Source organism: Aliifodinibius sp. S!AR15-10, assembly GCF_031569985.1.
In the GTDB taxonomy this organism is placed as follows: Bacteria; Bacteroidota; Rhodothermia; order Balneolales; family Balneolaceae; genus JAMQKA01.
Genome location: NZ_JAMQKA010000022.1, coordinates 41,983 through 55,336, shown reverse-complemented (window position 1 = coordinate 55,336; position 13,354 = coordinate 41,983). Strand labels below are relative to the sequence as shown.

8 protein-coding genes are annotated in these 13,354 nt (G+C 49.0%); all 8 read left to right on the top strand.

Going from position 1 to position 13,354, the window contains the following annotated elements; all coding sequences use genetic code 11:
* The first annotated feature begins 60 nt into the window (after positions 1-60).
* A complete protein-coding gene (locus tag NC796_RS14900) occupies positions 61-1,785 on the top strand; it encodes a SusC/RagA family TonB-linked outer membrane protein (protein ID WP_310685485.1) in 1,725 nt (574 codons plus the stop codon).
* Positions 1,775-3,409, top strand: coding sequence for a SusC/RagA family TonB-linked outer membrane protein (locus NC796_RS14895; RefSeq protein WP_310685483.1), 1,635 nt, complete (start codon positions 1,775-1,777; stop codon positions 3,407-3,409). The genes NC796_RS14900 and NC796_RS14895 overlap by 11 nt, the downstream gene beginning before the upstream one ends.
* Positions 3,410-3,420: 11 nt before the next feature.
* A complete protein-coding gene (locus NC796_RS14890) occupies positions 3,421-4,878 on the top strand; it encodes a RagB/SusD family nutrient uptake outer membrane protein (RefSeq protein ID WP_310685481.1) in 1,458 nt (485 codons plus the stop codon).
* Between the two features lie 111 nt (positions 4,879-4,989).
* Complete coding sequence (locus tag NC796_RS14885) at positions 4,990-6,660, top strand: arylsulfatase (protein ID WP_310685480.1); 1,671 nt, start codon at positions 4,990-4,992, stop codon at positions 6,658-6,660.
* A gap of 174 nt (positions 6,661-6,834) precedes the next feature.
* Positions 6,835-8,547: a sugar-binding domain-containing protein gene (locus NC796_RS14880; RefSeq protein WP_310685479.1), complete on the top strand. Its 1,713-nt coding sequence runs from the start codon at positions 6,835-6,837 to the stop codon at positions 8,545-8,547.
* A 67-nt stretch (positions 8,548-8,614) separates the two neighbouring features.
* A complete protein-coding gene (locus NC796_RS14875) occupies positions 8,615-10,288 on the top strand; it encodes an arylsulfatase (RefSeq protein ID WP_310685477.1) in 1,674 nt (557 codons plus the stop codon).
* A 16-nt stretch (positions 10,289-10,304) separates the two neighbouring features.
* Positions 10,305-11,693, top strand: a complete 1,389-nt coding sequence (locus tag NC796_RS14870) for a sulfatase (protein ID WP_310685476.1) — start codon at positions 10,305-10,307, stop codon at positions 11,691-11,693.
* Between the two features lie 50 nt (positions 11,694-11,743).
* Complete coding sequence (locus NC796_RS14865; protein ID WP_310685475.1) at positions 11,744-13,354, top strand: sulfatase; 1,611 nt, start codon at positions 11,744-11,746, stop codon at positions 13,352-13,354.

Below are 13,354 nucleotides of genomic sequence, written 5' to 3'. Positions count from 1 at the left end.
GGACAAAAGGAGAGCGTACGAAGTTTAATGAGAACTCAAATTCATAAACAGGGTAAAATAATGAAACGCAAAGGGATACGATATTTAGTTTCGATTTGTATAGCCTTGGGGGTTATGATCAGCCTCTCCCCGATACAGGCTTTGGGACAGGGTGGTTCCGAATTAATGATTGCGAGTATTTCTGATCAAAGCGCTGGAGACTCGATCGTATCATTAGAGAACTTCCTGACCGAGCTTGAGAACAACTACAATGTCAACTTTTTCTATCAACACCATGTCATAAAAAATAAATATATAAATGTGCGGCCAGATCTGCTCCAGAACAGCGAGGATAAGAAAAGGGGAGAGCTGGTAGCCGAACTGTTGACTCAGCTTGGTATTAAATATGATCGGCTTGATGAACAAAACTATATCCTCTTCCAGAACGAAGCCGATGCAGAGGGATTTATGCAGATGGAAACCGTTTCAGGTCAGATTACTGATGCTGAAACGGAAGAAACTTTGCCTGGGGTAAATATCTTGGTAAAGGGCACTACAATTGGTACGACGACCAACATGGACGGGCAATACAGCCTGGATGTCCCCTCGCTGCAGGATACGCTTGTGTTCTCATTTATAGGATATCAAACACAGGAAGTCCCAATCAATGGACGCACAAGCATCGATGTCGTGATGCGGTCACAGGCCTTGACGGGAGAAGAACTTGTGGTTGTGGGATATGGAACACAGCAGAGAAAAGATTTAACAGGGTCGATCTCCTCCATTCGGTCTGATGAGTTCGAAGATGGCGTTTCTCCATCGGTTGACCAGCTGATAGGAAACAAAGTAGCCGGGGTTCGTATGGTGCAAAGCAGCAGCCAGCCCGGAAGTGGAGCATCAATTAACATCCGCGGTGCGAGCTCAATCAACGCCGGTACCGGACCGTTATACGTGGTTGATGGGCTGCCAATTGACAAATCTAGTGCAGCGGACGCTTCTGGCAATGGTTTTACAGCACCACCGGGCAGTAGAAACCCGCTGAATTCTATTAATCCCGGTGATATTGAATCAATCGAGATTCTTAAAGATGCCTCAGCGACAGCCATCTATGGATCGCGTGGTGCCAATGGCGTTATTCTTATTACAACAAAACAGGGACGCCAGGACCAGTTCAACGTTGATTACAACGGCTACGCCGGAGTTCAATCCGTGGCCAACACGATGGACGTGATGAGTGCCACTGAGTATCAAAACGTACTTAACGCCATTGTTGACGCCGGTGGAGGCACTGAAGGAGAACGAGTTGGAGATATACAAGGTAGTGGGACCGACTGGCAGGATTTGATCTATGACAACGCGGCCCCGGTGATGAGTCACAACCTGTCTTTTTCGGGTGGCTCAGAGATGGTAACGTATCATGCTTCGCTGAACTATTTCGGTCAGCAGGGGATTGTTAAAAATTCCAGTATGGACCGGTATAATGCCCGTCTCAATTTCGGTATAACTCCATCCGATAAGTTCAATATCAAGGTTAATCTGAATACGGCCTATATAAAAGATGATTATGTAGCTAACGGCTTTGGCATTAACTACTTCGCGGGAGTTATTCAGACTGCAACGAGTTTTGATCCCACCCTGCAAGTGCGTGACAGTGATGGTGAATATGTTCGTTCCCCCTTTATCTCGATGGATAACCCCATCGCCATACTGAATGATGAGGAATCGTTTGCTAATACCTACCGGACGCTAGGTACGGTGAAAGCACAATACAACTTTACGTCGCCGGGATTCTTATGTGGGCACTGAAACGCAGTTCGGTGCAGCCGCAAATGGCGAAGCCACAATTCAGCAGGGGAACCAGAGCAATTATCTGATTGAGGGTACGCTGAATTTCAGTGAAAATTACGGCATCCACACGATTGATGCGGTAGCGGGTATGACATTCCAGCGCTTCTTGACCGATCGGAACTTCATGACCGCTAATGATTTTCCCTCAGATGCCACCTTCACCTATAACATGGGACTGGCCAACCCCGAGCTGGTTGAAATAAACAGCGACCGGTTTTCGAATGAGCTTGTTTCCTACATCGGTCGAGTAAACTACAACTTGCTGGATAAATACCTGGTAACTGCCACAGTCAGGGCCGATGGATCCTCTCGTTTTGGTGAGGACAACCGCTTCGGGATTTTCCCATCCGGGGCCATTGGCTGGAGAGTCAATGAAGAACCATTCATGGAGAGTGCAGAGGCTATTTCAAATCTGAAGCTCAGGGCAAGCTGGGGTAAAACAGGGAACCAGGAGATCGGTAACCTGCAGTTTATCACCTCTTTCGGAACGGGACCTAATGCCGTTCTCGGAAACCAGATCGTCTCCTCCATTGACCCCTCAAACCTGGCCAACCCGGAGCTGAAATGGGAAACCACCGAGCAGATAGACTTCGGAATTGATTTTGGCCTATGGGATGAGCGGATCAGTGGTAGCGCTGATTACTTCCACAAAGAGACCTCGGATATGCTTGTGAGTATCCCGGTCCCCAGCTCAACAGGATTTAACAGCCGGCTGCAAAATATTGGAAGTATCTTGAACACCGGTTTCGAATTTTCACTTGATACCAGAAATGTCACAACCTCCGATTTCAACTGGAGAACCAATTTCAATATCTCATTCCTGGATAACGAAGTCCAAGACCTGGGAGAAACTGTTAATGAAATTGTGATAGGTGGGCCGGGACAGGTTGGGCAGGCGGCAATTATTCGTGAAGGTGATCCGCTTCGTTCCTTCTATGGCTATGAAGTTGAAGGCATCTGGCAAACCGACGATGACTATTCCAACGCTCCAGCAGGGGTAGAGCCCGGTTCCATTAAGTACAGAGATACCAACGGGGATGGACAGATTACCGGGGAGGACCGTACGCTGCTAGGCGATTCGTTCCCGGATGTAACCTGGGCCATCACGAACAATATCAATTACAAAAACTTCAACTTCCGGTTCTCGTTTGAAGGTGTCGAGGGCGTGAGCATGCTGAATGTCAATATGATTGACACCTTTTTCCCTGTGAATTTCAGGAGAAACAAGCTTGCAGAACCTTATCTGAATCGCTGGACGCCTGAAAATCCCACCAACGAGTGGCCCTCCTTTGTGAATCCACTTTCCCAGGGACAAAAAACGGTCAATTCGTACACCGTGCAGGACGCCTCTTACATAAGGCTTAGGACGGTACGACTTTCATACAATCTCCCAAGAAGTGTGTTGGGTGGAGCAATACGGAATGCATCGATCTATGGGATGGCAGAAAACCTGTTTACGATCGACGATTATATCGGTCCGGATCCGGCTGTCAACCCCAATGCCAATGCCAACTTCCGTATCGACTGGAACGCCGCTCCGCTTGTACGAACCTTCACTCTTGGTGTTAACTTAGGATTTTAATGGAGAAACTTATGAAATTTGCTAAAAAACTTTTCTTGGTGATACTGTTTGCACCGCTTCTTGTTCTGCTGAGTTGTGAAAACATGGTGGAGCCGGAAGTGTATTCTCAGCTGGATCCCACAAACGTAATGTCTTCTGAAAAGGGCATAAAAGGCACCCTGAATGCTGCATATGCAGAGGCCAACCACAACCAGTGGAATGGTCACAGTATCCTGAATATGAATGAGATGACTACCGACACCTACTGGGATACCGGGGGGGGAGAAAACAGGATCCTGATCCAGATGATTAATTTCACCTGGGGACCAGACACCGACTGGTTTAACTCATTGCTTTGGAATCAACCGTACCGGGCGATTCGAAATGCAAACACCGTTCTTGATAACATCGATCAGGCTACGGTTTCTGATGAACTGAAAAACCAGTATATAGCGGAAGCGCGTTTTATTCGGGCTCTTTCTTACTACCGACTATACACCTGGTTCGGTCCGGTACCGCTCAGAACTTCTACTGAAGGGGAGCTGGAAATCCCCCGTGCGCCTGAAAGTGAGCTATTGTCATTTATAGAAACGGAATTCCAAGAGGCGATTCCCGATCTTCCCGAAGTCAATCAGGTAGAGGAATATGGCCGGGCTCACAAAAGTGCAGCAAGGGGCTATCTCACACTATTCTACCTAAATACCAAACAGTGGCAAGATGCGTCCGACATGGCGCAGACCATCATTGACAATGGCCATTTCCAACTGGTGGAAGACTACTCCACCATGTTCCATAAAGATGGCGAACTCAACTCAGAATTTATCTGGGCCAACTATGCTGAGCTACCCGCTGGAAATATTTGGATCAACGGTTCTTTTCCACCGGGATTCCGTAGAGATCCTCAAACGGGCCTCACGTGGACGAACAGCATGAACAACTGGGCCACTCAGTATCGCATTTATGATAGTTTCTACAACACATTTGATCAAAATGACGAACGCCTCGTCCTGATCTTAGAAGAGTACGAAAACCAGGATGGCGAAATGGTCTCGCTTCGTGATAACGATGACTACCGCGCTTTGAAATATTTTGATCCAAATGCATCTGCCAACAATCACGGTACAGACCGTCCCACTATCAGGTATGCTGAAATTCTGCTTGCCCGTGCTGAAGCTCTGAATGAACTAAACGGTCCCAACCAGGAGTCAATAGATCTCATCAATGAAATACGTGACCGTGCTGAGCTCAACGATGTATCCCTGGCTGATTTTGCCAACAAAGAAGAGCTGAGAGATCAAATCCTTGCTGAGCGGGGCTGGGAGTTTTACGCCGAGCGGAAGCGAAGAATCGATCTGATTCGGATGGGCAAATTTGTAGAACAAGCTCAAAATCGCGGTGCCACTACAGCACAGGATTTCCACCGCCGATATCCCATCCCACAACCAGCGATGGATGCAAACCCGCAGTTAGAACAAAATCCTGGATACTGATTAATAGCAAAAGGGAAGGAGATATTGCATCTCCTTCCCTTTTTACATTACCAGAAAATCCAGATAGAGATGTTTTCTAGTGTGATGTGAAATCAAAGACATTTTTAATATATGAATTTGAGTTCGTTCGGAAACAATGGGACAAGCAAGGAGGGAAATTGGTCTGGCTTAATCCAGGTTTCCTTTTTTTGTTTTTTCCTTATGCTGATTGGAGGATGTTCTGAAAAAGCCTCAACAAATCCGCAGAAACCCAATATAATTATTATCTATGCGGATGATGTTGGGTATGGGGACTTGAGCTCGTACGGTGCAACGGAAATTGAGACTCCAAATCTCGACCGGTTGGCGGCGGGAGGTATTCGTTTTACCAATGCATATGCCACTTCCGCAATGTGCACTCCCAGCAGGTATTCTCTTTTGACGGGTAAATATGCTTTCCGTCACGAGAGTGCGGGGATACTTTCTGCTGAAGATCCCTTAATTATTGAACCGGGCAGCACTACTCTTCCACAAATGCTTGAAGAAGCGGGATACATAACCTCCATTATAGGTAAATGGCACTTGGGATTAGGGGAAAAGAAAGAACCGATAAACTGGAATGGTGAGATTAAAGCCGGACCGCTTGAAGTAGGTTTTGACCAGTCATTTATTTTGCCGGTCACCAATGATCGCATTCCTACTGTATTTGTTGAAGGACATCATGTCTACCAACTCAGCGAAGAGGATGAGCCCCTGAGAGTCAAATATCCCGAGGAGGGAGATCATCAATACCAAGAGCAGCAGTTTGGCCAAGGTGATGCAAGTTCTCCTCAGGTTCCTCAGCCATTGGTTGGAAACCTGCCTTCGGGACACACCCACCCCGAAAAACTCAGGTATCCGGCCGATGCACAGCATTCGGGCACCATTGTGAATGGCGTGAGCCGCATTGGTTATATGTCCGGGGGACATTCGGCCTGGTGGGATGATGAGCAGATGGCGGCAACATTCGTTGAAAAATCTGAAAGCTTTATTCAGGAGAATAGTGAGAATCCTTTTTTTCTTTACCTTTCTCTCCCTGAGAATCATGTCCCGCGAATACCCAATTCCAGGTTTCAAGATTCAAGTGGAACCGGGCTCCGCGGTGATGCTATTCTGGAGTTAGATTGGGTAGTAGGTGAGATTCTTAATACATTGGAGTCTAATACTTTACGGGATAAATCTCTTGTTATTTTTAGCAGTGACAACGGACCAGTATTTTTTGACGGTTATGAAGATGGGGCTTTGCAGAAACACAATGGACATGATCCAAGCGGTATCTATTCAGGTGGGAAGTACACCGCTTACGAAGGAGGAACACGTATGCCTACGATCGTGAGTTGGCCGGGACAGATCGAAGCGGGAACAGAATCTGATGCGTTGATCAGCCAGGTGGATCTTTTGGCTTCGCTGGCAGCATTGGTTGATGTTAAATTGCATGATGGTAACCTTGATTCCAAAAATGTATTGGATGTTCTAATGGGTGAAAGCGAGATCGGGCGAGATCACCTTGTTCAACAGTCCAGTGACGGCCTTGCCTTGAAAAAAGGTCCCTGGAAATATATCGAAGCGGGGAGTCGCTCGGGATGGGCCTACAATCGCCACAATATCTCTGAAACGCCGCTAAACACAGATCCGCTGGAGGATCACGAGTATCTTTTCAATTTAGAAGAGGACCCGGAAGAGTCGAAGAATGTCGCATCGAAATTTCCAGAAAAAGTAAAGGAAATGCGGTCGCTGCTGGAGGAGATTAAACAGGCGAAGTAATGTCCCCGTGTACTTTGAAATTGATTGATAATTGTAACATTAAACTTCAAACCCTAAAGATTCATGGTCACCAAAGGTAAGTTTATATCGATAATGCTATTTCTACTGTGCTTGCTATTGCCAGTTGTTGGTATTGCCCAGTCTAACACCTGGGAACCAGCCGATAACCCATTGATGAGCCAATGGGCGGATGAGGTAAATCCCAGGGAGCCTCTGCCGGAATATCCGCGTCCACAGATGCAACGGGACGAATGGAAAAATCTAAATGGATTGTGGAGCTACGCCATTGTCCCTTCCCTGGAAGACGTGCCCCAGCTATGGGATGGCGATATCCTGGTCCCTTTTGGCGTGGAATCTGCACTGTCAGGTGTTAAAAAGCGAGTAGGGCCTGACAACCGGTTGTGGTATCGCCGAACCTTCACCATTCCGGAGGATTGGGACGGGAAGCGGTTGTTACTGCATTTCGGGGCAGTCGACTGGAAAACCGATGTCTGGGTGAACGGTCAGAAGCTAGGCCGGCACCAGGGTGGTTACACCTCGTTCTCATTCGACATTACCGATGAGATAAAACCGGGAAGCGAACAACAGGTAACGCTCGCCGTCTGGGATCCGACCGATGATGGTTTTCAGCCGCGTGGGAAGCAGGTACGTGATCCAGGAGGTATTTTTTATACCCCCACCACAGGCATCTGGCAGACCGTCTGGCTGGAACCGGTCCCGGAAGTGGCCATCGAGGATCTGAAGATGGTCCCGAATATCGACAACTCATACCTGCACCTGACCGCTGATGGAAATGTCGAGGAGTCCGGCTATACTGTTCAGGCAACTGCGTTTGCGGATGGAGAGCAAGTCGGTGAAGCCAGCGGCAAACTTGGAGAAGAGCTGGATATTTCAATTCCCAACACAAAGCTTTGGTCCCCGGACAACCCGTTTTTGTATGATTTGACTGTCACCTTGCTGAAAGATGGACAGGAAGTAGACCAGGTGGAAAGCTATTTCGGGATGCGTGAGATCCGCTTGGGCACTGCATCGGATGGGTATACGCGACTGTTTCTCAATGATGAGCCTCTCTTTCATTTTGGCCTGCTCGACCAGGGATTCTGGCCGGGCGGTATTTATACAGCCCCAACAGATGAGGCTCTAAAATACGATATCCAGGTTACTAAAGACCTGGGCTTCAATATGATACGGAAGCATGTTAAAGTAGAGCCCAATCGATGGTATTACTGGGCTGACAGGATGGGCATACTGGTGTGGCAGGACATGCCGAACGGCGATGAACGGTTCCGGCGCGGTGGCGAAGATATTGAACGCGTGGCTCAATCCGCATACGATTTTAAGCGGGAATTTAAAGCGATGATCGACCAGTTTTACAATTTCCCATCGATTGTCACATGGGTACCCTTCAACGAAGGATGGGGACAGTTTGAGACAGCAAAGATAGCGGATCTTACCAAACGGCTTGATCCCACGCGACTGGTGGATATCCCGAGCGGTTGGCAGGATCGTGGCGTAGGGGATATGCACGATATCCACAGCTATCCCGGTCCCGATATGCCACCCACTGAAGACGACCGGGCCTCGATTCTTGGGGAATTTGGAGGGCAGGCACTCGTCGTTAAAGATAACCTGTGGGTACAGGACTTTTCCCGTGCTCCGAGTCACTATGAGACCTCTACCTCAGAAGAAAAGCTTCACAGCACATATGATCAGCTCATTCAAAAGCTGATGCCGCTCAAAGAAAAAGGACTGGCCGGGGCGGTCTATACTCAAACGACTGATGTAGAGTCAGAGGTCAACGGCATGATGACGTACGACCGGGAAGTGATAAAATTTGATGAAGAGCATCTGCGGGAGATGCATGAAAAATTGATCGAAGGGGAATAACCCGGCTCGGAGAAAACCATCCATAAGGTTTAGTCTGGCACTACAAATACTTTAAAAGTGACTTGAAATGGGAAATTCAAAAAAGGGAATGGATCGTAAGCAGTTTCTGCAAACCGCAATGGCAGGGGCCGGTGGACTTACGCTGGGTGGGATGCAGGCGTTGGGAAACTCCGTATCCAGATCGGATAACCGACCGAACATTGTATTAATTATGGCCGATGATATGGGTTTTTCCGACATCGGGCCGTATGGTGGTGAGATACAGACGCCGAACCTTGACCGACTTGCGCAAGGCGGAATGCGATTTTCCCAGTTTTATAACTATGCTCGATGCTGTCCCACACGCGCTTCCCTGATGACGAGTCTGCATCCCCACCAGGCCGGTATCGGGCATATGACTTCAGAAAACGACTGGACCCTGCGACGCAACAAGCAGATTGCCAACAAATCCTACCAAGGTTACCTGAATCGAAACTGTGTGACCTTGGCGGAAGCACTTGGATTGGCCGGCTACCAGACTTTTATGGCTGGGAAGTGGCACGTTGGCACCTGGCGTCCGAACTGGCCCGTGGACCGTGGGTTTGACCGTTACTTTGGGATCATACGCGGGGCCTCCGACTACTTCAAACCCCGGTTGGAAAAAAAACTACTGCTGGATGATAAACCGTTTGATCCGCCACCGGATTTTTATACCACGGACTATTTTTCAAATTATGCGGCCAAGTTTATCCGGGAATCCAACAGCGAGCAGCCATTCTTCCTGTACACAGCCTATACCTGTCCCCACTGGCCGCTGCAGGCCTGGGAAGAGGATATCGCAAGGTACGAAGGTCAATACCTGGAAGGCTGGGACACACTTCGCGAGCAAAGGTATCAACGGCAGCTGGATATGGAGCTGTTTGGCGGCGAAACAGAACTCTCTCCCCGCCACGATGAAGCCGAGCCGTGGGAACAGGTGAGTGATAAGGAGGACTGGGCTCACCGCATGGCTGTCTATGCTGCTATGGTGGACCGGATGGATCAGGGGATCGGGCAGATTATTGATGCTTTGGAGCAGAAAGGGCAGCTGGAGAATACGCTGATTATGTTCCTATCTGACAACGGCGGGTGTGCCGAACCCTACGGACCTGCGCCTTCGGAGCATCCCGGAGCCCCCGGCAATGATACCGCCTTTGGATACTACCTGCCGTGGGCCAATGCCAGCAATACCCCGTTCCGGCTTTACAAGCACTGGACCCACGAGGGCGGTATTGGGACGCCCTGCATTGCGCACTGGCCGGAGGGCATCACCAATACCGATTCCATTACCCACCAAATGGGCACCGTTGTCGACCTGATGCCGACGTTCCTGGAGGTAGCCGGAGCAGATTATCCCGACTATTACAACGACTATAAAATTCCACCGCTCGAGGGGCAAAGTCTGGTGCCCGTTTTAGAAGGGGATGAAAGCTTCTCACATGCCCCGATGCACTGGGAGCATGAGGGAAACCGGGCGGTTCGTGATGGGCGATGGAAATTGACCTCCTACTACAGCGATGCCAACCAGCACGGCGTGGGGCACGGCGAGCGGACCGGCCGGTGGGAGCTGTACGATCTGAAAGCAGACCGTACCGAGCTCAAAAATGTGATCGACGAGTACCCAAAAGTAGCACGGCAGATGATCGACAGTTACGACCGTTGGGCCAACCGCGTTGGTGTGCTTGACTGGGAGGAGATAAACCGCAGAAACGGTAATCTTTAAACAAAATTAAAATATTGTGGCGACAAAATATTTGAAAAAGCTACTTTTTTTCTTCCTGTTGATGCTGTTTTCGTCAGCCGGAATAGCCCAGGAGCAACCAAACATTGTGTTTTATATCACCGATGACCAGAGTCAACGTGACGCAGGAATATACGGGGCGGAGGTCGTTGAAACCCCAAACATGGATCGATTGGCAGCTAGAGGTATGACCTTTAACCGAGCGTTTATCGCATCTCCGGCATGTGCTCCAAGTCGGGCGGCACTGCTTACCGGCTTGATGCCGGCCCGCAACGGTGCCGAGGCCAACCACACTTATCCCGATCCCGATATACCACTGCTGACGGAAAAACTGCAGGAAAATGGATATGAGGTCATTGCCTTTGGCAAGGTGGCTCATGGCCCAATGAATGAGAAGAGCAATTTTGATTACTATGAACCAGTCCCAAAGAGGGGAGATCTCTCTGGAAAGGTTGAAGAATACCTGGAAGAAAATCCCTCAGATAGCCCACGTTTGATTTTAGTTGGAGATCATCGTCCCCATGTACTATGGACCGAAAAGATGGAGTATGATCCCGAAAATGTAGATCTGCCAGACTATTTCATAGATACGGGAGAAACCCGCGAGCACCGGGCGCGATACTACACAGATATTTCCGGCATGGATCGAGAGCTTGGTGAGGTAATGGACTTAGCTCAAGACAGATTTGGGGATAATTTGCTTTTCCTATTTTCGAGTGATCACGGCGGACAGTGGCCGTTTGCTAAGTGGAATCTTTACGAAGCAGGAATTAAGGTGCCTGTGATTGCAGCCTGGCCCGGTCATATTGAGGAGGGAAGCCGCACCAATGCGATGGTGAGCTGGATCGATATTTTCCCAACACTGCTGGACCTGACGGGTGGGTCAATTCCCGGTGATCTGGATGGTCGCTCGTTTGCACCTGTATTGAAAGGGGAGACTGATAGCCACCGCGATCACATTTTTACGACCCACAGTGGCGATGGAAAATTTAATGTGTACCCCATTCGCAGCGTCAGGACTGATCGGTATAAATATATTTTGAATCTTCTGCCTGATCATTACCACTCCAATCATTCGGACATAAACAGGTACGATGGGGCGGGGGAGTACTGGCACTCGTGGGAGAAAGCAGCGAAAGAAAACCCAGAAGCTGAGGCAATCTATAATAAGTATTTTGAGCGGCCCAAAGAGGAGTTTTATGATCTGCAGGAGGATCCAACTGAGCAAAATAACTTGATCGATAGTGGACAGCACCAAGAGATTATTTCTGATCTAAGAGAGCGGCTGCAGCAGTGGATGGAGGAACAGGGTGACCGGAAACTGATTTATAATGCACCCTATCCTGCATGCGGTCCCAAACCGACCAGGGCTATGATTAATGAGTGAAATTGCTGAAGTAACAAGATTTAAACTAAGATAAACCTATGATTAGAACGATGTTTGAACAAACAACAAATAGACAGTCAATCAATGGACTAGTAAGATCCAAATCAAAACGGGTTTCTATCCTGTATTTGTGCACCTATTTCTTGGTCTTTTCTATATTGCTGGTATCCTGTAAAGGGGAGGCCCGCAACAGTAGTAATGTGCAGGCTCAAAAGCCTAACGTGCTGTTGATATTGGTGGATGACCTGAAACCAGCCATCGGGGCGTATGGGAATGATATGGCAATCACGCCTGAAATGGATAAGCTTGCAAGCGAGTCGTTGCGATTTATAAAGGCGTATGCCAACCAGGCGGTTTGTGCGCCATCGCGTCTCAATCTAATGCTCGGGAGTCGTTCTACTTCGTCCGGAATCTATGGTTTCGGTAGAGATCTCCGTGATTTTTATCCTGATGCCACCACGATGCCGCAGTTTTTTAAGCAGCACGGCTATCACGCCGAGTCGATGGGGAAAGTCTACCACATCGGGCATGGCACCTACAATGATGAGGAATCCTGGAGTATCCCGCACCATTCTGACAAGGTTATTGAGTATAATGATCCTGAGAGTACCGGCGGTGAGTTGACACGGGAGGAAGCCCTTTTCGGAAACAGGAGCTGGGAGTTTGCCCGATCACTTTCCCGCGGTGCGGCCTGGGAATCTCCTGCTGTGGAGGATACCGCCTATGCTGATGGTCGGGTCGCAAATCATGCGATCAAGCGGCTGAATGCATTAAAAGAAAACCCCGAGCAGCCGTTTTTTATGGCCGTCGGTTTTGCCCGTCCGCATTTGCCTTTTTCAGTTCCACAAAAGTACTGGGATATATATGATCCCGAGGAGCTCCCGATGCCGCAGATTGAGCAGGCGCCCAAAGGAGCCCCGGACTACGCCGGCAAAAGTGGCGGTGGAGAAATCGCCCAGTACAAACCCATTCCTACTCCAGATGAAATTGAAGGGCCTTTCCCGGATCAACTGAAACGAAATCTAATTCACGGCTACTATGCGAGTGTTAGTTATGTGGATACACAGATTGGGAAAGTGCTGTCAGAGTTAGAAAATCTGGGGCTGGACGAAAATACGATCGTTGTTCTTTGGGGTGATCATGGATTTCACCTTGGAGAGCTGGGAATTTGGACCAAGCATGTGAACTATGAAATTGCCAACAATATTCCCCTGATGATCCGAGCACCGGGCGTTACGACACCGGGTTCAAGTACAGAGCAGCTTGCTGAAACCGTTGATATCTATCCTACTCTGGCAGAGCTCACCGGACTGCCGAATCCCAATCCTACGCAGCCCCTGGATGGGGAAAGCATGGTCCCTGTGCTGAAGAATCCTGAAGCGCGAGTGAGTGATCACGCCTATCACACCTATCCCCGCGGGGAAAGGATTGGTCGCGCTATCCGTACCGACCGCTACAGGCTGGTGGAGTGGAAAAATATTGGCGCTGATCCGGAAACTGCAGACCTCGAGCTCTATGATTACACTGATGGCCCTGTAGAGCAGGAGAACCTGGCCGACGAAAGGCCTGAGGTGGTGGAACGACTGAAAAGAATCTTGTATCGCTACCCGGAAGCGCACCTCGTCCGGCCACTTAGTCAAAGAAGAGAAGAAAGTAAATAA

Coding starts and splice junctions, on each gene's coding strand:
- NC796_RS14875 (WP_310685477.1), top strand. CDS start 8,615: ATGGGAAATTCAAAAAAGGGAATGGATCGTAAGCAGTTTCTGCAAACC.
- NC796_RS14900 (WP_310685485.1), top strand. CDS start 61: ATGAAACGCAAAGGGATACGATATTTAGTTTCGATTTGTATAGCCTTG.
- NC796_RS14890 (WP_310685481.1), top strand. CDS start 3,421: ATGAAATTTGCTAAAAAACTTTTCTTGGTGATACTGTTTGCACCGCTT.
- NC796_RS14885 (WP_310685480.1), top strand. CDS start 4,990: ATGAATTTGAGTTCGTTCGGAAACAATGGGACAAGCAAGGAGGGAAAT.
- NC796_RS14865 (WP_310685475.1), top strand. CDS start 11,744: ATGTTTGAACAAACAACAAATAGACAGTCAATCAATGGACTAGTAAGA.
- NC796_RS14880 (WP_310685479.1), top strand. CDS start 6,835: ATGAGCCAATGGGCGGATGAGGTAAATCCCAGGGAGCCTCTGCCGGAA.